Here is a 21,245-nt window from a genome sequence, read left to right as displayed (position 1 = left end):
TCGATGTCGTTCATCCTGATGTCCAATCTAGCGATTTGCACAGAAGATAGACGGAAAACCGTTGGAGTTTGTCGGACGATTATGTCCTCACGACAAAAAAAACATCCGCTTTCCAGCATCGAAGCTCTTTTCTTTTCATCAAAATTGCGAATCTCATAAATGCCCGTACGACTAACCACTGGATTCAGCGCCAACAATCGCTGCTTATCGCATCCGTTGTCGGTAGAACGCAAAAAAAACCGTAGCAGTCTCTCGACTGTACGGTTTTCCGTGTATGATTGATACGGTTGTCAAAGTGAATTAAACACGCTTCGCGCCGCGTCCTCCGCGTTTACCTTCGGTGTTCTTTTTCAGCGACGAAATGCGTTCCTCACTATCTTTCAGGAAGCGTGACATTTTATCCTCAAATGAAGGTTTACCCGGTGCAGGCTTGAAAGAACGGCCTCCACGATCGCGGTTGAAACCACCGCCACCACCACCGCGTCCTTGACTTGGACCTGAACCTCCACCGCCGAAACGGTCGCCTCCGCCTGGTCCTCCTGTACGCTCCGGTCTTGGAGCTCTTGGGGGACGGGCTTCACTTGCCGGCTTGTCAATCGTTTGCTTAATGGAAAGTCCGATTTTGCCATCTTTGTCAACATTAATGACTTTCACCGTCACAACATCATTAATCTTCAGGTGGTCGTTAACATCCTTAACATAGTTATCGGCGATTTCCGAGATGTGAACGAGACCCGTGACACCTCCAGACAAATCCACAAATGCTCCAAAATGCGTGATGCCTGTCACTTTGCCCTCTAACTTGGTGCCCACTTCAATTGCCATAGAATAAAATGATCCTCCCTTAAAATATACAACCGATTTTTTTGCAAAAAAATCCCGCTGTGGTGATTTGATTATACAAAATGGCGGAACCAAGGTCAACTAAGCATTGGCCCGATAATGTTCCTATTTTTGATCTCCGATGATTGGCGTCTCTTCCGGTTTGTAAAGACCGTACTTGCTTCTGGCAATCTCGCCAATGTACTCAGGGTCCTTCAGACGATTCACTTCGGTTTGAAGCTGTTGTTCCGTTTGTGTAGCAGCTTGCTTCTGCTTTTCCTTCTGGGTGAGCTGTTCACTTCGATCGGCCATAATCATGCCTTGAGAAAAAAAGGTAAAAATTGCCCAACTACCAAAGGCGGCAAGCGATAGCAACCAAATCATGATTCGCCTGCGCCCGCCCGCGTTGGACTTGGACGTAGAAGATGAATGGCGATCTACAGACGAATTACGCATGATACTACCTCCTTCCAAACCATCTTTTCGCTGTGTTTTTCAGTCTGATACCCAGCTTTACGAGCAACTCTGGAGTCTTCCAGCGCGCTTTAAGCGGACCGATCAGCCATAGGATCGGCTTCCAAACCGGCATCAGGATGTATATCAGCATCCTTCCCAGGAACACAATTAGTGCCCATGTCCATCCGACCAGCTTGCGTAACAGCCGATACAGCGCTAACACCGGAAGAACAATCAGGATGCGCAGTATGCTGTTCACGATCAACGTCAGTCTGCGAACTATCTCTAATAACATTACCACAAAACGTTGGGTTGTAACACTAAAGGCCCAAAAATAGAGCCAAACCCCCAAAAGTAGTCCTAAAAAGACATAAAACCGCAGCTCACCGCGATTACTCGCGTATAGCACACGGAAAATAAACAAAGCCGAGGCCACCCAGTACAGCACGTCCAACATATGAACACTCCAGCGGGCAAAATGAAAGCGGATGGACAGCACCCGGTAGCTGTCAAACACCACTCCCATGGCTATGCCCGACAACAGCATCCACGTCAACGTCAGCCATTGCGTGTAAGGGTTCATTTGAAGATCTTGCCGAATAGGCTTTTTCCGTTTTTGGCCGGGGCCCCGGGCTCCAGGTAGACGAGGGAAGTAATCAGACCTTCAATGGACAACAGCCCCTCTTCTAGACTGAGGTTTTTGATATGTAAATGTTGTCCGCGAATGGTGAGATGGCCCAGCTCGGTCTGAAGCAAAAATTCTTCACTGTCAAAGCTCTCCACATTGCTGACGCCTGAAATATCGAGTTGCTTGCGGCTTTGCATGCGCAGATCATGGTGCTTGGACTTCCCTTGTTCAATCATGGCATGTACCCCTCCTTCTGTTCTTAGCTTATGAAGGGGGCCGTATGATTTAGAACCGCTTTTGCTGTTAATCAGCATATGATGGACGAAAACTCGTCATTAAAGAAAAAAAGCACTCCTTCATAAAATAATGAAGGAATGCTTTCATGTACAGTTATGAGAAAATCAGAGGTCTGCTTACCAGTTCAAACCATTGTCCCTGGCAATAGGCTCTTCCTTTACCAAAGTGTACATACTTGCAGCCTCGTCCTTGCGTGTAGTGTCGGCGAGCCGTTCCACTCGCACGGTCACCAGCTTCTGGCCAAACTGGACGGTAATTTCATCGCCTACTTTGACCGCACTGCTCGGCTTGGCTTCGCGTCCGTTCACCAGCACTCTCCCTTGTTCGGAGACGTCCTTGGCTACCGTACGCCGCTTAATCAGCCGCGAGACTTTCAAGAATTTATCAAGACGCATTAGTTAACGGCTTCTTTAAGCTTATTACCGGCTTTAAAAGCAGGAACGGTCGATTCTGGAATTTCAATCGTGTTACCGGTTTGTGGATTGCGGCCTGTACGGCTGGAACGCTTGCGTGTTTCGAAAGTACCAAAGCCGATCAGTTGCACTTTGTCACCGCTAGCAAGTGCATCTGTAATTTCACCAAGAACGCCATTCAATACAGCTTCAACGTCACGTTTGCTCAAACCGCTTTTGCTGGAAATATTGTTGATCAGATCTGTCTTGTTCATAAGATAAAAGCCTCCCAAATGTCAAAAAATAATCATCACGCTGCATGTCCATTTATGGAGCAGACGTGAGGTCCAACTGTGGCCGAAGCCCTCCTGAATGTCACTGTAACACGCTTAACTATAAGCTACAGTTATTTTCAGAATTACTACAAGTTATTCTGGCTTGTCCGTAAAAATCCTGCAATGACAGGCGTTTTTTTATTCGACCCCAGTTAAGCCAACATCCTACTACAAAACTCTGTCCATTGGCAAGTCTTCTCAAACTGGGCCTTCTTTCAACCCTGCATATGTCTCATTTTACTGGTCTGTGCAGCCAAAAGCGAATGTGTGGAATCACGCTTTGCCAAGGAGCTTTTTGGCTTCCTGCCAGTAAGTCTCCATTTCATCTACGCTGCTTTCTTCGGGACGACGCCCCTGCTCGCGTAATTTCTGCTCAATATACTGGAAACGGTCGACAAATTTGCGATTGGTGGCGGACAATGCCTCTTCTGGATCTACTCCCATGAACCGGGCTGCATTCACGGCAACAAATAACACATCGCCTAACTCCAGCAACTGGGCTTCCACGGCATGCCCTTCACGAACCGCTTCCTTCAACTCAGCCACTTCTTCGTCTAATTTATCAAATACGCCCTCAATGCTATCCCAGTTAAAGCCTACTTTAGCTGCTTTCTTCTGGAGCTTGTACGATTTCATAAGAGCAGGTAGATCACGTGGAACCCCATCCAGTACGGAAGGATATGCTGCCGTCGTGCCTTTAAGCCGTTTTTCCTCAGCTTTCATCTGCTCCCAGTTTTGCAGCGCCTCTTCCGCATCATTCGCTTGATTGTCACCAAATACATGTGGATGACGGAAAATAAGCTTATCATTCAACCCCTGGATAACATCATACACATTGAAGGTTCCGACTTCCTCTTCCATTTGGGCATGCAGCAAAATTTGCAACAACAGATCACCCAGTTCTTCCTTCATATGCTCAGGGTCGTCATCATCTATCGTTTCGATGACTTCATACGTTTCTTCGATCAGATTTTTGCGAATCGACTGATGTGTCTGTTCACGATCCCATGGACAGCCCTCCGGGCTGCGTAAAATATCGACAATCTCGTGTAGACGGTCAAAAGAACGCCGTTTCAGCGCCTCATCTTCACTGCGAGGTATGTATACCAAGGATAGGTTCCCGTAGCCCTCTACTCGATCCAGCTCGTACAGCGGCACCTTGTGCACCGCTTCCTCACCTTCCACCCCAAGAGCGTGACCGACATACACCTCATAATCGTCAGGATATCGCTCCATCAGGCACAGCTTTACATCAGATGCCGTGAAGGTGTCATACACCTGTCCGATCAGCGTATGCAGCGGAGGCTGGAGCCAGCTGGCATCCAGTGTACCTGCGTCCAACAGCTGGAAACCCTCAATCGGATCAAAACCAAGACGCACAAAAGCTTCATCCAGGAAACTTTCGCCGCCCAGAATGTTCAGTTCAATCCCTTGCGCAGGACAACGCTCCTTAAGCAACTGCACCGCTGCTTCTGCCACCATCGGGTGACCGGGAACCGCATAGACGATTTCGCTTCCGTCTTCCGCCTTAGCAGCCGTCGTAATTAATTGGCTGGTAATTTCCTCGTATACCTCTGGAAAGGACTCCTTTGTCTCATATACGTTGTCAAACGACTCAAAAGCCACTTCAAACTCATTCAGCACTTGAACCGCAGGATGCTCCTTGGTCCGCAGATAGAGCGCTGAAGCGCCCCGCATTTTGTTCAATATCCCTATCGTAAGCTGATCCGGGTCTCCCGAGCCCAAACCTACGACCGTTAATGTTACGCTCATATTCAATCCTCCGTTTCGCAGAAACAAGGTTCATGCTCGAAAAAATACACGGCCTAACCCGCTTCCGCTTCCTTTGCTTTGGCATTTACTATACCACAAAGTTGTATAGGCTCATAAAATGGCTGTGCCGCTTTCGTGCCCTAAGCCCTATGCCTGGGCTACGTCAGTACACGCAGCCTGCGCAGCACGGCTGCCAGCGGGCGTCCGAGCTTGGGCACCACCACAAGCTCGGCTTCCGTGATCAGCCTCAAGCGTGCGAGGCCGATCACGAACACTACGGTGCCTGCGGCTACGCCCAGCAGGCTCTCCGCGGCTGCCGTGGCACGACCTCCGGCAGCCCACCCCAAGGCACCCAGCACAGCGCTGGTGCCCCACATCGCCGCCCCGGCCGCACCAGCCAGGGCGATAAGCAGTGCCGCCGGCTTGAGCACGCTGGCGGACCAGCTCCCACGCAGGCCTACCAAGCGAGCCAGCAGCACGATGTTGATCACCGCCGCCAGCAGATAGGCGACAGCCCCCGCAATGGCGGCTCCAGCCGTGCCTAGCTGCGGCACGAGCAGCCAGTTTAGCAGCGCCTTGGCTACTGCAGCCGCGAGCATCGCCAGAGCCGGCGCACGAACCGCGCCAAGCCCTTGCAGCAGCGCAGCCGAGATGATGCTGAGCGTGCCGCCTACGGCGGTTAGCGCCATCCAGCGCATAACCCCGCTGCCGGTGTCGTCCGCATACAGCATCACATTGACGGGCACAGCCAGCACGATCAAGCCTGTCGCAGCGGCTAGTCCCAGCAACCAAAACCAGCGCAGCGATTGCTCGCACTGGCGACGTGCCAGCTCCGTACCGCCGGTTATCCGGGCCTCAGCCAGCGATGGAATGAATAATGCCGACAGGGTGGTGGCAAACATCATGACTAGCTGTACCAGCGGCAGACCTCGGTTATACACGCCAAAGGCCACCATAACCGCAGTATCGTCCAAACCCTCCTGCTTTAACAATCGAGGTACGGTAAATGTGTCTACCAGACTAATTAACGGAACGGCTAGCGCTCCAAGGCAAACAGGCAAGGCATAACGCAGCAGCGCCTTTAGCAAGGCACCGTTGCTTTCCGCTGGGTGTAGCTCTCCAGTTTGTGCTTGCACTGTCGCCATGACCGTCCCTTGCCTTCTAGGCCTCTTCCTGTGATTTCGCCAATATAGCAACATGACGACCAAGCCCGCTGCTCCGCCTGCTGCTGAACCAAACACTGCTCCGGCGGCAATCATATCCGCCCCCGCTCCTTGTGACAGCATGAACAGCAACAGCATAATCATCACGCTTACCCGTATCGCCTGCTCCGTCACTTGGGAGATAGCAGTCGGAAGCATATTTTGCAAACCTTGAAAATATCCTCTCAATCCCGCCATAACCGGCACGAACAAAAAGGCAAACGCCGCCGCCCTCACCGACGGAATGACGTGAGCATTGTCGATCCATTGACCAATGAGCGGCGCACACGTATACATCAGCACGCCCAGGATCAATCCAAAGACACCCAAGACAAGCGAAGATAGCCGAGCAACACGTTGCCCCGCTGCCCGGTTTCCCACTGCCTCAAACTCAGCTACAAATTTGGATATTGCAGCCGGAAATCCAGCAGCTGCAATGGTAATGAATAGCGTATAAAAAGGATAAACCGTATTATAAATGCCAAACACGCCGTCGCCGCCGATATTCTGCAGCGGGATTTTTTGCACTGTGCCGATCAGCTTGCTCGCTACTGCTGCCAGTGTCAAAATGACAGCACCCCGTAGCAGCCGCGAAGCGGCGCGATTTTCCTGCATTCTCCGTCTTCACTCCCACCTGAAATATGCATCTTTCACGAGTCCTATTATACCGCCTCTTCTCCCGGAAAGAAAAAAAAACCTGTACAACGTAGGACGGCTTTCGCCATTCTGTACGTCATACAGGGGTGAAACGGGATGTTACTGTTCCATTTGTTTGCCCAGGAAGCCAGCGGCTGTTTCAGCCATTTTGACTTCCATTTCGGACATTTTTACATTTTCGTCCTTGTTCAACAATACAACGGAACCAATGGGATCACCACCGGAAACAATGGGAGCCGCCACAAAGGACGAGAGTGTTTCTTCGTGGTCTCGCGTTAGCTCATAAGAGCCGCTGGCTGTCTCCAGCACAGTTTTGCGATTATCCATACTACCTTCGATAATGCTACCGATTGGCTTGTCCAGAAAATCTTTTTTGGAGCCTCCAGCCACCGTAATAATGGTGTCCCGATCGGTAATCATTGTAATATGGCCCGTGCTTTCAAACAGGGACTCAGCATATTCTTTGGCGAAATCACCAAGTTCACCAATAGGTGAATACTTTTTCAAAATGACTTCTCCGTCACGATCCACAAAAATCTCAAGCGGATCTCCTTCACGAATTCTCAAGGTGCGGCGAATTTCCTTTGGAATAACTACCCGCCCAAGGTCATCAATACGGCGAACTATACCAGTAGCTTTCATTTCACATGTTGCCCCACTTTCTCAAGAAGAATTTAGTAAACTACTGACGGTATCGAAAGACGCTTCCACTCCCCCAGAAGCGGTCACGAAGAACGTCACGGTCATGGTGTTTATGGTGATATCTGACCATAGTATTCATCTGTTCCCAATTCCTTATGCATGTTCAGTTATTTACCTTCGTTTGTAGCTCCATCTTTGGCTGTTCCTGCCTTGGCATCGCCCGTACCGTTTGTTGTTGCGCCCGGTGTAGTTGTGCTACCGGCACCGGAAGTTGCACCGCTTTTCTCTTGCGTAGCTGGTACCTTCGGCAGATTGATTTTCAAATCAAGTTTTGCCAAATCATTTTCGGTAAAGTTTTGGATACTTTCCCCGGCCAATTTATTTTTCAGGGCTGCCTTTTCGTTGTCTTTCAATTTATCAAACGTTGGCTCATTGCGGGACTCCACTTTGATCACGTGATATCCGTATTCCGTTTCCACCGGCTCACCAATTTTGTTGATCGGTTGAGTCTCAGCGGCCTCTTTAAAAGCAGGTACCCATTGCGCTACGGATGCATTCTCATACAGACCTCCGTTAGACGCAGAACCTGGGTCTTCTGAATATTTCTTAGCAATCGTCGCAAAATCCGCTCCTCCATCCAGCTTCGCCTTCACTTCTTTGGCCAGCTTGAGGGTATCCTCTTTTTTGCGCTGTTTCTTCGTTTTAGGATCTTCGAAGTTAATCAATACATGGCGCACAGTTGCTGTCGTGAATTGATCTTTATTTTTCTCAAATTCCTGTTTTAGCTGATCATCTGTTACTTTGTTGGTTTCGCTGTTGATTACCGTCATTACACGCGTGAAGTAATCTTTCACACCTTGTTCGGTCAGTTTTTTATCACTCAGAAATGTCTTGAACTTATCTTCTCCGACTGACTTTTTATACTGCTCCAGCTGTTCGTTCCCTTGTTTGGCACCCTGCTCCTTGGCTTTGTCGTCCGCTTTGGCCGCCAGAAGCTTGTACACCACTTCCTGCTTTACAATTTGCTCCCGTACCTGATCCGAAGCTAACGCAGCCTCATATTCCGGGTAAAGGAATTTCATCATGCTGATTTCTTGGTTGAACTCATTTTCGGTAATGGTTCCACCCTTATAGGTCACGACAACCTTGCTGTTGTCCTTCGGTTCATCCTTGACCTTGTTCTCATCCGCTTGCTTCGTACATGCTGCCAGCACGGATATAGCTAGCAGCGCTGCCATTCCCAAGGAGAGCATTCTCCAAGGTTTTCTTTTATTTAGTTGTGGCATTTTGCAGTTCCTCCTTCAATGTGAATGCTTCTTTCAATGCACTCAAAAATTGTTCTAGCAGTTCTAGCAACTGTGGATCATTTAGACCTTTGCCCTTTATGCGTGCGCTCATAGAAGTGCCCTGTTCAAATTGTACACGTCTTTCAAAGCGATTGCCAATCTCGGCAAGTCTGGCGGTCTGTACAGCCTGCTGGCGCCCTTCATGGAATTTCAGCACTATATTGTCATCACGTTGCACCATGGACTCGATGCCATACATGCGTCCATATACCTTAAGGCGAGCCACGGCTAGCAAATGACGCACAGCCTCTGGCAGATCACCAAATCGGTCGACCAGTTCATCCTCCAGTTCGGAAGCCTCGTCAAAGGTGCTGACCGCTGCAACCTTTTTATAAATCTCAATCTTCTGGATGCTGTCATAAATATAGTCTCCTGGCAAGTAAGCATCGACGCCTAAATCAATCGACGTACTCCAATTCCGATTGGACTGATCCTCTTCTCCAAGTACGCTGACTTTACGTTTATTAATTTCCTCAGCCAGCATCTGCGAGTAGAGATCAAAACCGACGGATGCGATGAAACCATGCTGCTCAGCGCCAAGTAAGTTACCCGCTCCACGGATGGACAAATCGCGCATTGCAATCTTGAACCCGGAGCCGAGCTCCGTAAATTCTTTAATCGACTGAAGGCGCTTCTCCGCCACTTCCGTGAGCACCTTATCCCGCTGGTACGTGAAATAAGCATAGGCAATCCGATTGGAACGACCTACACGCCCACGCAACTGATAAAGCTGAGATAGCCCCATTTTATCGGCATCATGCACAATGAGTGTATTCACATTTGGAATATCCACGCCGGTTTCGATAATGCTGGTGCTGACCAGCACATCGTATTCGCCATCCAGGAAATCCAAAATCGTTTTCTCCAGTTCGGTTTCGGACATCTGTCCGTGACCCACGCCCACCTTAGCCTCCGGTACAAGCGCATTGATCTCGGCAGCCATCTCCTGAATACCCTGCACGCGATTATACAAATAGTACACCTGTCCACCGCGTGCCATCTCGCGTTCAATGGCCTCACGAACTAGAGTTTGGCTGTGCTCAACCACATAGGTTTGCACTGGAAAACGGTTTTCCGGTGGCGTCTCAATGACTGACAAGTCACGTACACCCAGCATGGACATATGCAACGTACGCGGAATAGGTGTTGCCGTTAACGTCAGCACGTCTACGTTCGTTTTCAGCTTCTTCAGCTTTTCCTTGTGAGTTACGCCAAATCGCTGTTCTTCATCGACAATCAGCATTCCGAGGTCCTTAAACACCAGATCCTGCGACAACAGACGATGGGTACCAATGACAATATCGACCGTGCCCTGCCGGACCCCTTTAATCGTCTCATTCTGCTCTTTGCGCGAGCGGAAACGGCTCAATACCTGAATATTGAACGGATACCCTGAAAAACGTTCACGGAACGTCTCATAGTGTTGCTGTGCCAAAATCGTCGTCGGTACCAGCACCGCTACTTGTTTGCCTTCAATAGCAGACTTAAAAGCAGCACGAATGGCAACTTCAGTTTTGCCGTAACCTACATCACCGCATAGCAGACGATCCATCGGGCGGCTCTGCTCCATATCCTTCTTAATCTCTTCAATGGCCCGAATCTGGTCACGTGTCTCATCATACGGGAACATATCCTCAAACTCTTGTTGCTCCGGTGAATCCTTTTCAAAAGCAAACCCTGGTGCCGACTGTCGTTCTGCATATAGCTTGATCAAGTCATCCGCAATATCCTGAACCGAGCTGCGCACCTTACTTTTAACCCGTGTCCACTCATTGCCACCCAGTTTATAAATCTTGGGTTCCTTGTCCTCTGAGCCGACATATTTCTGAATCAGATCAATTTGTTCAATCGGCACAGACAGCTTATCTCCACCCGCGTAGAGGACATGCATGTAATCCTTATGGATACCGCCAACCTCCAGCGTGCCGATCCCCATGTACTTCCCGATCCCGTGATTTTGGTGTACGACGTAGTCGCCCACCTTCAGCTCGCTATAGCTCTTAATCCGTTCTGCATTGTCCACATGCCGGCCCTGCTTACGAGCTTTCCGCTGCTTCTGAGAAAACATCTCGCCCTCGGTAATGACTGCCAGATGAATAGACGGCATTTCAAAACCGCTTTGCAGATTGCCGATTGCCATCGTCGGCTCATCAATACCGTAATCTTCAAGCACTCGGCGCATCCGGTCCAGACGTTCATCTCCACTTGCCAGCATCATAACCTGCGTGCCGGCTTTGCGCCAACGATCCATCTCCGCCTTGAGCACATTCATTTGGCCATGGAAATCCTGCATTCCTCGGCAGATGAAATTCAAAATATTTTGTGGCTGGGTATGAGGAACCTGACGGAGAAAAATCGACAGGAACAACGTCTGAAATCTCCGGTTGTACAGCAGATTGTCCGCGTCATCTGACAGTTCTAGCTGCGGTAACGTTTTACCGTTTTGAAGCAAATGCAGATTCCATTCTGACTCATCCCGTTCCAGTTGCTTGGCTGTTTCCAGCATACGCGCCGGTTCGTCAATAATCAGAATCGTATCTTCCGGCATATAGTCTGCTAGGGTTTTACGTTCAGGATACAGCAGGGAGATATATTTATAGATTTCGTCAAAATACACATGCTCTCGCAGCAACTCAATTTCACGATGGATCTCTTCTTTCAGGTGCTGCTTAGCTTGACGATCCGTCATTTTGCCCAGCTGCTCCTCCAGCAAAATAGCAGCGGCATCCGCCGCCTGATCCATACGCTGGTTATTCGCAATAACTTCCTTACACGGCGTTACGGTAACGTCCTGAACCTTTTCCACCGAACGCTGATCTTGCGGATCAAACTTACGGATCGAATCGATTTCATCGTCAAACAGCTCCACACGATAGCCCCAACGGGTTGTCATTGGATAAAAATCAATAATTCCTCCGCGTACGCTCATCTCTCCACGTGATTCCACACGCTCTACACGCTGGTAGCCCATCTCGACCATATGTAGCAAAAACGCTTCCAGCTGAATCGTTTCGCCTTCTTTCAGCTCAATACGAGCCTCACGCCATGTTTCCGGGATTGGCAGTAAACGTCGGACACCAGAAAACGGCACGACAACAATCCCACGAAAACCCTGGGCGCAGCGTATCAATACATCAATTCGTTGGGACAATGTCTCTGGACTGGATATTGCAGCTTCAGCAGCTACCAGCTCATTAGCAGGATACAATAAAACCTGATCAGGAGAAAGCGCTTCCTGTAAGTCATCTGCTATTTTTTGAGCGGCAAACATATTGTGCGTCATGACCATTAACGGTCGTCCGGTATCTTCGGCAAGCGCGGCCATCAGTACCTGTCGGGAAGAGCCTGATAAACCTGATATCAGTTGTTCCTTCATCCCTGATGAAATACCTGCTGCAATGGATGCATAATCAGCATCCTTCGTAAAAGCCTGAATAAGTGCTTGTAACAAAAAAGGCACCCCTTTATGCTTATAAATAGTTACATGTAAACCGAAAAAGAAGCCTCAGCAATGCTGCCAAGGCTCCATAAGCGGAATTGCCGCTTCACCTCTCAAGCTGGTACATCCTACCAGTTGAATACCTGTTATTGGAGCGGATTAACGAGCAGACTCAGCTCTGGATTATTCTCCAATGCCTGACTGCAATGCTCGCAAATGACTTTGACGGTCACTTCACCACCCGAATTATACGCTATTATATCTCTACGTTCGGCAGGGGTCAAGGAATGGAAGCCCAACCTTTCTTCGGTTATTGCCGCGGAATCAATTCGTCCCAAGAAAGTTCGACAATGTCTGCATACATAATTAACAATCATGTAATGTATATGCCTCCTGAAAGTTTTCTATACCTTTCAGTATGTCCAACAATCTTCCATTTAAGCCCGTCTGCCTACGTCTGAACTTACTTGTTGAATTCAGCCATCGTCCGTTCAAACGGATGATTCAAGCTGTGTTCTAAGGCGTTGCACGTGTCCTCGATCATTCCGGCCAGTAATTCTTTTTCCTTCTTGGGAAAGGTACCCAGAACATAATCGACAATAGCATGCCCAGGCTCCGGGCGGGAAATGCCCATACGAATCCGATTGAAGGACTGCGTGCCGGTATGCTGAATGATCGATTTAATGCCGTTATGACCGCCTGCGCTACCTTGATAACGCAATCTTATTTTACCGACTTCTGTATCCAGATCATCGTACACGACAATCAGATCTTCCATATCGGCCTTATAATAGTCCATATAAGCACGTAAAGACTCGCCTGATAGATTCATATAGGTCATTGGCTTAATCAGTACGGTTTTTACGCCACCAATGTGACCCTCTCCAATTAACGACTTGCATTTGCTTTGGTTAATCTGGATGTTATGACGCGAGGCAAGAGCATCCAATGCCATAAATCCGACATTATGTCTCGTTTTCTCGTATTGGGGACCGGGGTTGCCCAATCCTACAATCCACTTCATAACTTTGACACCCTCTTTCGCAGTCTTGATTTTTTGGTAAAATAGTTGTATTGAATAGGAAGGTGCGTGCCGGTATGCTCAATCAAGGTGATATCCTCTTATATGACAGCCATTTTCTATATCATTTAAAACATTCCGTTCCTGTCCAGATCTATGACGGGAATGTACATATTCAGATTGGCATCGTTGCGCGTTTTAATGAGCATTTCGTCGAAATAGAGGACACACTATACAATCGTCAACGTTTCACATTCATATCTCGCCCAGGCTTTTAGCCTGACATGCTGATAGGGGTTACCTTTTCCATATGGAAAAGGCAACCCCTTTTTTAATGAGCCAGCGCTTATTCGATTTCAAACAGTTTGCTGATCGACAATTCTTCATGCACACGGATGATAGCTTCTCCCATTAATGGAGCCACAGACAATACCTTCAGCTTGCTTGTCGGATTCGGGTGAACGATCGGGATTGTATCCGTCACAACCACCTCTTTTAATGGCGAATTCTCCAGTCTTTCCATAGCAGGACCGGACAGCACAGCATGTGTACAACACGCATACACATCTTTTACGCCGCCTTCTTTAAGCGCATTTGCACCTAATACAATCGTTCCGGCTGTATCAATAATATCATCAATTAAAATAGCCGTTTTACCCTCAATGTTCCCGATGATGTTCATCACTTCACTGACATTTGGCTCTGGACGACGCTTATCAATAATAGCGAGCGGCGCACTCAGGAAGTCTGCCAGCTTACGCGCACGAACAACCCCGCCATGATCGGGTGAAACGACAATCGGGTTCTCAATTTGCTTGGAACGGAAATATTGGGCCAGAATTGGCGCTCCCAACATATGATCTACTGGAATATCAAAGAATCCCTGAATCTGCATCGCATGCAAATCCATGCTGATTACGCGGTGAGCTCCCGCTTTTTCAATCAAGTTAGCGACAAGCTTCGCTGTAATCGGATCGCGTGAACGAGCTTTACGATCCTGACGAGCGTAACCGTAATATGGCATAACGACATTGATACTTTTGGCAGAAGCGCGTTTAAGTGCATCAATCATAACCAATAACTCCATCAAGTTGTCGTTAACCGGCAGACAAGTTGACTGCACAATATACACATGGCAGCCGCGTACGCTTTCCGACAGCTTAACTTGGATTTCACCGTCACTAAACGATGTGGTATGGGATTCCCCCATTGGGATGCCGATGTAGTCCGCAATCTGGTGGGCTAACTTCGGATTGGAGTTACAAGTAAATATTTTGAGTTTGGAATCGCAATAAGTCATTAATAGAAACCCTCCGTGCTGGTTCATTCATTACAGATTCAACAGCTTGCTGATTAAGGTCATTCCGATCTTTTCTTCTTCGCTTTGGCACGTGCGCGGATCTTGTCCGCATATCCGGCTTTGTTCTCTTGACGTGGTCTGGCAATGGCCAGATCGTTATCAGGGACAGCATGTGTTACAGTGGAGCCTGCTACAACATAAGCACCTTTTCCAATCTTAATCGGGGCGATCAGATTCACGTTGCTGCCAATAAAGGCATCGTCTTCAATTTCTGTAATGGATTTATTATATCCATCATAATTGACCGTTATTGCCCCGCAGCCAATATTTACGTTTGTACCCACCTTAGCATCACCGACATAGCTCAAATGAGAAACCTTGGAATGATCTCCAATGGTCGCATTTTTCACCTCAACAAAATCACCAATTTTCACATGTTCGCCAAGCTTCGCGCCTGGACGCAGATAAGCAAACGGCCCCACAGATGTACTGCTTCCCACTTCCGCTTCGTTCAACACCGAATGTTTTACCGTTGCGCCTGAATGGATAATCGTATTCTGAATCTCAGCCTGTGGACCAATCACACAATCTTCTCCGATTTGTGTTTGACCATGCAGCCATGTGTTCGGATACAGTACCGTATCGGAACCAATAACAACCTCGCTCCCGATATAGGTAGAAGACGGATCAATGACAGTGACACCATTCAGCATATGCTTGCGAACAATGCGCTCACGCATATAGCCCTCAGCTATCGACAAAGCCACTCTGTCGTTAACACCGATGGATTCAGACACATCATCTGTCAAATACGCCTCAACCTGCTCACCTTCACCATGCAAAATACCAATGACATCTGTCAGGTAATATTCCTGCTGTGCATTGGTGTTCGTTACCTTGTCCAGCGCTGCAAACAGCTTGGCATTGTCAAAGCAGTACGTTCCCGTATTGATCTCCCGGACAGCATCTTCCTCAGGTGAACAATCTTTCTGTTCCACGATCTTGAGCACGGCCCCGGAAGCATCACGAATAACTCGTCCATATCCTTTCGGGTCGTCCAACTCAGCGGTCAGAATCGTCGCAGCCGCCCCACGGCTCTCATGCAGTTGCACCAAGCCCTCCAGCGTTTCCGCTGTGATCAAAGGAGTATCCCCACAAATGACAATGGTTGTACCTTTTTCCTGACCGAGCAAGTCCTTGGCTTGCTTGACAGCATGGCCTGTTCCCAACTGCTCAGCCTGAAGCGCATATTCTGCCGACGGTCCCAAATAAGACTGTACCGCCTCTGCTCCATGACCCACGACGACTACACTTCGGGACACACCGATTTCACGAACCGTGTCGAGCACATGCCCGACCATCGGTTTTCCGCACACCGGATGCAGAACTTTATATAATTTGGATTTCATACGTTTTCCCTGCCCTGCGGCAAGAATGACTGCCAACCTTTCCAACAAGTCCAACCTCCTATCCTGAAAATAACAGTTACCCCTTGGCTAAAACGTTAATTCCCAGATCAGATTTTGCTTAACTTTTCACAATCCTCCTGAAAAATAACGGCGAACCTTTGGTTAATGGCTATTTTTTCAGGCCAGCTTGTGCTGGACATTCATCCCCGGGACGCATCTCTGCCTAGTCCCTGTCTTATGAAAAAGCCGCTTCGGCAGCCCGGATGGCTCCAAGTTGCCTTAAAACTGACTGTTAACTCACTAAAGAATATATCTCATTCCAGACAAAAAGAAAAGAGAGCCACAGTTAGTGGCTCTCTTTTTCTTTTGTACCCCAATCCTGCTTTAGGCGAATTAAGCGCCTTCTTCAATAGCAACTTCTTCATCCACAGCTGCACGTTCGTACTCAGTCAATACAGCAGCTTGGATCTTCTCACGGGTTCCTGAAGATATCGGATGAGCGATATCGCGAAACTCTCCGTCTGGAGTTCGTTTGCTTGGCATAGCTACGAACATCCCGTTATTACCGTCGATAACTCGGATGTCATGAACAACAAACTCGTTATCAATCGTAATGGATGCAATCGCCTTCATTCTTCCTTCTGAGTTCACTCGGCGGAGTCTAACATCCGTAATCTGCATGTGTGTTTCACCACCTTTTTCCAAATAGGACTTGGTGTATACATTCCACACAGCAGTTCGAAATCCTTCTTTTTTTCGGTAATTCGTATCCTAAATTCAGGTAATTTTTTTGAAAAGATTTCTTTTCGACATATTTAGGTATTTTATGATGGATTGTGACAATTTACTGCCCTGTTCACTCATCAAAATAATTGCCCAGCTTGACCGTAATTTGCTTGCTTCGAGAATCGACTGCGGTCAGATTCGCCAGTGAAATATAATCGTGCAGCAGGCGCTCTTCGTTCTCCACCTCGCCCGATTCTACCAGCACACCTACACCGGCCACCTCAGCATCAAACTCAGCCAGCAAGTCGACCATCCCCTGAATGGTGCCACCGGCCTTCATAAAATCATCTACGATGAGCACACGCGATTTCTCACGCATCGCACGTCTGGATAAAGACATTGTATGCAGGCTCTTTTGTGATCCTGAAACATAATTAATACTTACAGCCGAGCCTTCTGTCACCTGATGATCACGCCGTACGAGGACGACTGGCAAATTCAGCTGTGCTCCGGTTGCATAGGCAAGTGGAATACCCTTGGTCTCCACCGTCATAACCACATCAATCTGACGATTGGCAAAAGCGGTGGCGAATATTTTACCTGCTTCGTTCATCATCGCAGGTTGGCCCAGCAAATCGGACAAATACAGGTATCCTCCCGGTAATATGCGGTCAGGCTGCTCCAGTTGCGCACACAGGTCGTTCGCAAACGCAAGCGCATGCTGCTTGGAAAGCCTCGGGATCAGTTTCACGCCCCCTGCCGCTCCCGCCAGCGTCAGAAGCTCGCCAGTGCCCTCATCCTCAAATACTTCCTTAATGATGGCCAAATCCTCGCTTATGGAGGACTTAGCTGCCCCGTAGCGATCCGCAAAATGAGTAAGAGGCACCAGCGTATGCGGCCGTGACAACAAAAATTGCGTCATTTCCACCAATCGTGAGCTTCTTTTAAGTTTTTTCACAACAATTCCTCGCGATCTATTCTCCTGCCGCCCGCTTTGTACAGTAAAGCACCGGCGGACTGGCCGGTTGCTGGCGGAATGTAAGTGATATAGTAAAATCCGAATATTTAATAGTAAATATATCATCTTCGTACGTATTTGTACAACAATTACCACTATAATATGAAAGAAATATCTAAAATCAGGTCAAAAGTCGTACTGCATACACATCTTTACAAAACCCTCTTAGTCCATTGTAAATCCGTGGCACTTTGGCTTCCTTCGATACCAGTCCGAACACTGTAGGTCCACTACCTGACATCAGCACACCGTCTGCTCCTAAACGGATCATGGAGTTTTTAAGATGCTCTACCTCTGGATACAGCTTTAGTGTTACATCCTCAAGTACATTCCCCAGCGCGTTGCATACATCGGTAAAAGAAGCGTTATGGATCGCATGCTCCATCTGGCGGGCAGACGGGTGGTGCGCAATCTGATCTGCTTTGACACGACCATACACTTCAGCCGTCGATACATTAATCGGCGGCTTCGCAAGGATCACCCAGCATTGTGGCGGATTCGGAAGTGGCTTGAGCAGTTCTCCGCGTCCACTTGCTAAAGCTGTACCCCCTGTAATACAGAAAGGTACATCTGAGCCCAGTTCCGCACCCAGCACCCTTAATTCGGCATCCGAAATACCAAGCTTCCATAGCTTGTTCAGTCCACGCAGCGCTGCGGCAGCATCACTACTTCCACCCGCCAACCCTGCCGCCACCGGGATATGCTTATCCAGATGAATGTGGACGCCCGTAGACACGTTATAACGTTCTTTGATCAGACGAGCAGCCTGAAAAGCCAAGTTCTTTTCATCCAATGGTATGTACCCGGCTTGACTTGAAATAATAATGGTATCACGCGGTAACTCAGACATCGTCAATCGGTCAGACAGATCGACCATGGTCATAATCATTTCGACCTCGTGATAACCATCATCCCGCTTACGTAGAACATCAAGCATTAAATTGATTTTCGCCGGTGCTTTTTCATATATTTTCAAGGCGTTCACCCACCTTCAACTTTTCCCTCAAGACAGCTTAACATATTATATCAGACTCAGCGTGTCAAGTCATGAGGTTCAAAAAAGCGGAGATGACCCGGTCTAATCCCGGATATCCCCGCTTTTCATCAGCACCACCGATAGCTACGATTTGCGGGAAGCTGCCTGCTCGGCAAGTTGGATAGCCCGCTTGACCATATTGCCCGCATCCTTGGCTTTAATGCCTCCCCAGCCTTCTTCCTTGACCGTGTCGTAAAATCCAAGATCTTTGGCCAGCTCGTACTTTAGCTCCTCCGACATGACACTCCGTCTTCTTCGGCTCATACATACGCCTCCTTCGGCAATGGAATAAGGAAGATCATTCCCGGCTTAGTATGTGCAGAGATGTCATGCTTCATCCTGCTCTGTATATACAAAACGGCCCCGTCATTTGAAATGACGAAGCCGTCGTTAAACCTGCAAAGCTGGTATAAATCACGAAATCAATTAAGGTGTTTCAAAATATTCGACTACACTTGTATGGGAGTCGGGATCATATACGCTGACTTCTACCGACTCGGTAAGAATGTCAGCATAGCTGTAGGAGACACGTTTAAACGTCTGTTGCTCCTGATCCAGCTTGACGATAAAAACAGAAGGGTACGTTTCTTCCAAGACACCAGTTCGTTCGACGGTCTTACGGCGTCCGCCGTTAGCCCGCAGCAAAATTTTTTGCCCTACATGTGCGTCGAGACTGCGTTTGATTTCCAACAGCGTATTTTTAGCCATTGCCTAACGACCACCTCTTTCCTTGTCCATTATAACGAATTTTAGAGGGATTGTCAAATCAAGCTAAATATTATAACAACACGAAAAATAAGTTGTCAATTTAATTTTTTGCGAACAGGAATAATTTATATAAAAAATGACAAAAAGCCTCTGAAAGCAGAGGCTTTTTGTTCAGGTTAATCCTATTGGCACATTTGAATCCTAGATTGCGGAAGGCGTTACTTTAAGCGTTGATAAATTTTCAAGCTTCGGCAGGCCGATGCGATAGCTTCCCCTAGTTTCAATTCCACCCACTCCGCGACTGCCACTGATTGTCTGGTGAAACAGGTCCCCCATGTTGACCGTATCACGGATCGAAGTAAAGGCCGCCTTGGCAGCCACGTAAACGGGGTCCAGCGCGTGAATCAGGATACGCCCTGGTGAGCTGGCGAAGTTTGCTCCCGCACGTAGTAGCGCCTCAAAATGGGACTGGCACGCTCCCGCTACAATCGTCAGCGAATCCAGATGACGTTCATATTGTCTTGCTACCTGAATTGCCGCCACAAAATTTTGCGAATTTTTATAACTTTTCAAGCTGTACAAATCGTAAGGCTGTGGCTGCTTCAGCACACCGTCATGTCCGGTAATGACTACGATATCCGGACGGATACGAGGAAGCAGTCGGTACAACGTGTCCGCCATTGCCGATTCGTGAACGTGATGTCCCTCTGCAGGAACACGGAGCTGTTCATATAAACTGAGACATTTTTTCAGATAGCTGGGATCTCCATCCAGGTGAAGAACCTTTCCCGGCATTTCAAAATACGTTGACTCAACCGGATCACTCCAGTCCCCTACCAGAGCTGCCTGACTACGAGCAGCTTGCTGCTGGCGTGCCCGTTGCAACAGATTAAGAGACTCACCAGCCTTAATGTGGGCCTGCTGAGTCTTACCGCTAATCTGGTCTGCAGGCACTCTGACCAGATCGTTCACCGGGGAATCGGCCAGCAGCCGAAATTCTATTCCCTTAATGATCGCTTTATCCCGCTGGATGTCCTCAACACGAAACGTGACATCTCCACCGTACGATTTCCGAACGACCAAGTCTCCTAAACTCATCACACTGTATCACCCCTCCTATATCGTATGGGTGAATGCACAGTTTGGTTCCAGCTTAGGATATACCTGCCTCCAACAGCACAGCGCTGAGACGCGCAAATTCCTCAATACTTAGCGTTTCTCCTCGACGGGAGGGTTCAATACCAGCTTGTTGCAACAGCGGCTCCAGCGTGTCCCTGTTCTCTTTGGTGAAGAAACGGCTTTTTAAGTTATTGGAAATGGTTTTACGACGCTGGGCAAAAGCAGCATGAACCACTTCAAAGAAGTGCTTCTCATCCACCACTTCCACCGGAGGGGCTTCCCGTACACGCAGCCGGATGACTGCAGACTCCACATTTGGCTGGGGAATAAATACTGTATTCGGCACAGTGCAGACTAATTCAGGTTCGCTGTAATATTGCACTGCAATGCTCAGACTGCCGTAATCCTTCGTTCCAGGAGACGCAGCCATGCGCTCAGCCACTTCTTTTTGGATCATAACGACGATATTCTCCAGAGGGAGCTTGTCCTCCAGTAGCCTCATCAGAATCGGTGTAGTAACATAGTACGGCAGATTAGCCACGACACTTACTTTACTCACGTCTGCAAAATCGGCTGCGAACACCTCGCGCAAATCCAGCTTCAGCACGTCTCCATGACGTACCTTCACATGCTCGTAAGGGGCCAACACCTCTTCGAGAATTGGCAGCAGCCGCTGGTCAATCTCGACAGCGGTAACTACCTTGGCCGATTGCGCCAGCTTCTCGGTCAAAGCGCCAATCCCAGGACCGATCTCAAGTGCACCCTTCGTCTCATCCAATCCGGCAGCATTTACAATCTTATTGAGAATATTTTGATCAATCAGGAAATTTTGTCCCAAACTCTTTTTGAACGAAAAACCGTGCCGTTGAATAATTTCCTTCGTACGCCGCGGTGTTGCTATATCTTGAATCCCTGTCAT

General features: G+C 48.4%; 23 protein-coding genes. 1 reads left to right on the top strand and 22 read right to left on the bottom strand.

The window, feature by feature from the left end:
- Positions 1-300: 300 nt before the first annotated feature.
- The 13 genes from ACYCSE_RS09535 to pth all read right to left on the bottom strand — a co-directional run bounded on the left by ACYCSE_RS09535 (position 301) and on the right by pth (position 13,013).
- Complete coding sequence (locus ACYCSE_RS09535) at positions 301-825, bottom strand: S1 domain-containing RNA-binding protein (protein ID WP_014279051.1); 525 nt, start codon at positions 823-825, stop codon at positions 301-303.
- Between the two features lie 123 nt (positions 826-948).
- Complete coding sequence (locus ACYCSE_RS09530) at positions 949-1,278, bottom strand: FtsB family cell division protein (protein ID WP_013308137.1); 330 nt, start codon at positions 1,276-1,278, stop codon at positions 949-951.
- Positions 1,279-1,282: 4 nt separating this feature from the next.
- On the bottom strand, positions 1,283-1,861 hold the full coding sequence (yabQ, locus tag ACYCSE_RS09525) for a spore cortex biosynthesis protein YabQ (RefSeq protein ID WP_013308136.1): 579 nt from the start codon (positions 1,859-1,861) through the stop codon (positions 1,283-1,285).
- A complete protein-coding gene (gene yabP, locus ACYCSE_RS09520; protein ID WP_025721693.1) occupies positions 1,858-2,142 on the bottom strand; it encodes a sporulation protein YabP in 285 nt (94 codons plus the stop codon). Before yabP ends, yabQ begins: the two co-directional genes overlap by 4 nt.
- A gap of 177 nt (positions 2,143-2,319) precedes the next feature.
- Positions 2,320-2,598, bottom strand: coding sequence for an RNA-binding S4 domain-containing protein (locus ACYCSE_RS09515; protein ID WP_016818913.1), 279 nt, complete (start codon positions 2,596-2,598; stop codon positions 2,320-2,322).
- A complete protein-coding gene (locus ACYCSE_RS09510) occupies positions 2,598-2,870 on the bottom strand; it encodes an HU family DNA-binding protein (RefSeq protein ID WP_007428028.1) in 273 nt (90 codons plus the stop codon). Before ACYCSE_RS09510 ends, ACYCSE_RS09515 begins: the two co-directional genes overlap by 1 nt.
- 333 nt (positions 2,871-3,203) lie before the next feature.
- Positions 3,204-4,703 carry a bifunctional methyltransferase/pyrophosphohydrolase YabN gene (gene yabN / locus ACYCSE_RS09505; RefSeq protein WP_322175545.1) on the bottom strand — a complete coding sequence of 500 codons (1,500 nt, stop codon included), beginning with the start codon at positions 4,701-4,703 and terminating at the stop codon, positions 3,204-3,206.
- Between the two features lie 158 nt (positions 4,704-4,861).
- Positions 4,862-6,520 carry a putative polysaccharide biosynthesis protein gene (locus ACYCSE_RS09500; protein ID WP_459702113.1) on the bottom strand — a complete coding sequence of 553 codons (1,659 nt, stop codon included), beginning with the start codon at positions 6,518-6,520 and terminating at the stop codon, positions 4,862-4,864.
- A gap of 141 nt (positions 6,521-6,661) precedes the next feature.
- Positions 6,662-7,204 (bottom strand): stage V sporulation protein T, encoded by a 543-nt coding sequence (gene spoVT, locus ACYCSE_RS09495; RefSeq protein WP_061831843.1) that lies wholly within the window; start codon positions 7,202-7,204, stop codon positions 6,662-6,664.
- Positions 7,205-7,371: 167 nt separating this feature from the next.
- Positions 7,372-8,490: a peptidylprolyl isomerase gene (locus tag ACYCSE_RS09490; RefSeq protein ID WP_069290755.1), complete on the bottom strand. Its 1,119-nt coding sequence runs from the start codon at positions 8,488-8,490 to the stop codon at positions 7,372-7,374.
- Positions 8,474-12,001 carry a transcription-repair coupling factor gene (mfd, locus tag ACYCSE_RS09485; protein ID WP_446676120.1) on the bottom strand — a complete coding sequence of 1,176 codons (3,528 nt, stop codon included), beginning with the start codon at positions 11,999-12,001 and terminating at the stop codon, positions 8,474-8,476. The genes ACYCSE_RS09490 and mfd overlap by 17 nt, the downstream gene beginning before the upstream one ends.
- Before the next feature lie 134 nt (positions 12,002-12,135).
- Entirely contained in the window at positions 12,136-12,366 is a 231-nt protein-coding gene (locus tag ACYCSE_RS09480; RefSeq protein ID WP_013308128.1) for an anti-sigma-F factor Fin family protein, read from the bottom strand.
- 86 nt (positions 12,367-12,452) lie between these two features.
- Positions 12,453-13,013, bottom strand: a complete 561-nt coding sequence (gene pth, locus ACYCSE_RS09475; protein ID WP_459702111.1) for an aminoacyl-tRNA hydrolase — start codon at positions 13,011-13,013, stop codon at positions 12,453-12,455.
- A 74-nt stretch (positions 13,014-13,087) separates the two neighbouring features.
- Between pth and ACYCSE_RS09470 the strand changes: the two genes are divergently transcribed.
- Complete coding sequence (locus ACYCSE_RS09470; RefSeq protein ID WP_023986434.1) at positions 13,088-13,288, top strand: hypothetical protein; 201 nt, start codon at positions 13,088-13,090, stop codon at positions 13,286-13,288.
- Positions 13,289-13,356: 68 nt separating this feature from the next.
- Here the strand turns inward: ACYCSE_RS09470 and ACYCSE_RS09465 are convergent, their stop codons facing one another.
- The 9 genes from ACYCSE_RS09465 to rsmA all read right to left on the bottom strand — a co-directional run bounded on the left by ACYCSE_RS09465 (position 13,357) and on the right by rsmA (position 21,245).
- The gene (locus tag ACYCSE_RS09465; protein ID WP_013308125.1) at positions 13,357-14,310 is read right to left on the bottom strand and encodes a ribose-phosphate diphosphokinase; all 954 of its coding nucleotides are present in this window, start codon (positions 14,308-14,310) and stop codon (positions 13,357-13,359) included.
- A 59-nt stretch (positions 14,311-14,369) separates the two neighbouring features.
- Positions 14,370-15,767 (bottom strand): bifunctional UDP-N-acetylglucosamine diphosphorylase/glucosamine-1-phosphate N-acetyltransferase GlmU, encoded by a 1,398-nt coding sequence (gene glmU / locus ACYCSE_RS09460; RefSeq protein ID WP_081330709.1) that lies wholly within the window; start codon positions 15,765-15,767, stop codon positions 14,370-14,372.
- 345 nt (positions 15,768-16,112) lie between these two features.
- A complete protein-coding gene (gene spoVG / locus ACYCSE_RS09455; RefSeq protein ID WP_007428016.1) occupies positions 16,113-16,400 on the bottom strand; it encodes a septation regulator SpoVG in 288 nt (95 codons plus the stop codon).
- A gap of 175 nt (positions 16,401-16,575) precedes the next feature.
- Positions 16,576-17,403, bottom strand: a complete 828-nt coding sequence (purR, locus tag ACYCSE_RS09450) for a pur operon repressor (RefSeq protein ID WP_013308122.1) — start codon at positions 17,401-17,403, stop codon at positions 16,576-16,578.
- Between the two features lie 181 nt (positions 17,404-17,584).
- Complete coding sequence (gene ispE, locus ACYCSE_RS09445; RefSeq protein WP_069290753.1) at positions 17,585-18,439, bottom strand: 4-(cytidine 5'-diphospho)-2-C-methyl-D-erythritol kinase; 855 nt, start codon at positions 18,437-18,439, stop codon at positions 17,585-17,587.
- A gap of 144 nt (positions 18,440-18,583) precedes the next feature.
- Positions 18,584-18,763 carry a small, acid-soluble spore protein, alpha/beta type gene (locus ACYCSE_RS09440; RefSeq protein ID WP_007428013.1) on the bottom strand — a complete coding sequence of 60 codons (180 nt, stop codon included), beginning with the start codon at positions 18,761-18,763 and terminating at the stop codon, positions 18,584-18,586.
- A gap of 162 nt (positions 18,764-18,925) precedes the next feature.
- On the bottom strand, positions 18,926-19,207 hold the full coding sequence (gene veg / locus ACYCSE_RS09435) for a biofilm formation stimulator Veg (protein WP_013308120.1): 282 nt from the start codon (positions 19,205-19,207) through the stop codon (positions 18,926-18,928).
- A 201-nt stretch (positions 19,208-19,408) separates the two neighbouring features.
- Entirely contained in the window at positions 19,409-20,305 is an 897-nt protein-coding gene (gene yabG / locus ACYCSE_RS09430) for a sporulation peptidase YabG (protein ID WP_061831846.1), read from the bottom strand.
- A 55-nt stretch (positions 20,306-20,360) separates the two neighbouring features.
- Complete coding sequence (gene rsmA, locus ACYCSE_RS09425) at positions 20,361-21,245, bottom strand: 16S rRNA (adenine(1518)-N(6)/adenine(1519)-N(6))-dimethyltransferase RsmA (RefSeq protein ID WP_235306841.1); 885 nt, start codon at positions 21,243-21,245, stop codon at positions 20,361-20,363.

The sequence above is a fragment of the Paenibacillus sp. SEL1 genome (genome assembly GCF_054602535.1).
The sequence above is the reverse complement of the archived record's forward strand: the minus strand, read 5'-3'. Positions and strand labels throughout refer to the sequence as shown.

Bases quoted from the DNA above. Each gene is read 5' to 3' on its own strand.
- pth (WP_459702111.1), bottom strand. From the start codon at position 13,013: ATGAAGTGGATTGTAGGATTGGGCAACCCCGGTCCCCAATACGAGAAA.
- ACYCSE_RS09515 (WP_016818913.1), bottom strand. From the start codon at position 2,598: ATGCGTCTTGATAAATTCTTGAAAGTCTCGCGGCTGATTAAGCGGCGT.
- ACYCSE_RS09490 (WP_069290755.1), bottom strand. From the start codon at position 8,490: ATGCCACAACTAAATAAAAGAAAACCTTGGAGAATGCTCTCCTTGGGA.
- ACYCSE_RS09530 (WP_013308137.1), bottom strand. From the start codon at position 1,278: ATGCGTAATTCGTCTGTAGATCGCCATTCATCTTCTACGTCCAAGTCC.
- yabQ (WP_013308136.1), bottom strand. From the start codon at position 1,861: ATGAACCCTTACACGCAATGGCTGACGTTGACGTGGATGCTGTTGTCG.
- ACYCSE_RS09465 (WP_013308125.1), bottom strand. From the start codon at position 14,310: ATGACTTATTGCGATTCCAAACTCAAAATATTTACTTGTAACTCCAAT.
- ACYCSE_RS09440 (WP_007428013.1), bottom strand. From the start codon at position 18,763: ATGAGCCGAAGAAGACGGAGTGTCATGTCGGAGGAGCTAAAGTACGAG.
- ACYCSE_RS09510 (WP_007428028.1), bottom strand. From the start codon at position 2,870: ATGAACAAGACAGATCTGATCAACAATATTTCCAGCAAAAGCGGTTTG.
- ACYCSE_RS09470 (WP_023986434.1), top strand. From the start codon at position 13,088: ATGCTCAATCAAGGTGATATCCTCTTATATGACAGCCATTTTCTATAT.
- rsmA (WP_235306841.1), bottom strand. From the start codon at position 21,245: ATGACAGGGATTCAAGATATAGCAACACCGCGGCGTACGAAGGAAATT.
- ACYCSE_RS09480 (WP_013308128.1), bottom strand. From the start codon at position 12,366: ATGATTGTTAATTATGTATGCAGACATTGTCGAACTTTCTTGGGACGA.
- spoVG (WP_007428016.1), bottom strand. From the start codon at position 16,400: ATGCAGATTACGGATGTTAGACTCCGCCGAGTGAACTCAGAAGGAAGA.
- yabG (WP_061831846.1), bottom strand. From the start codon at position 20,305: ATGAGTTTAGGAGACTTGGTCGTTCGGAAATCGTACGGTGGAGATGTC.
- yabN (WP_322175545.1), bottom strand. From the start codon at position 4,703: ATGAGCGTAACATTAACGGTCGTAGGTTTGGGCTCGGGAGACCCGGAT.
- ACYCSE_RS09500 (WP_459702113.1), bottom strand. From the start codon at position 6,520: ATGCAGGAAAATCGCGCCGCTTCGCGGCTGCTACGGGGTGCTGTCATT.
- yabP (WP_025721693.1), bottom strand. From the start codon at position 2,142: ATGATTGAACAAGGGAAGTCCAAGCACCATGATCTGCGCATGCAAAGC.
- spoVT (WP_061831843.1), bottom strand. From the start codon at position 7,204: ATGAAAGCTACTGGTATAGTTCGCCGTATTGATGACCTTGGGCGGGTA.
- veg (WP_013308120.1), bottom strand. From the start codon at position 19,207: ATGGCTAAAAATACGCTGTTGGAAATCAAACGCAGTCTCGACGCACAT.
- ACYCSE_RS09535 (WP_014279051.1), bottom strand. From the start codon at position 825: ATGGCAATTGAAGTGGGCACCAAGTTAGAGGGCAAAGTGACAGGCATC.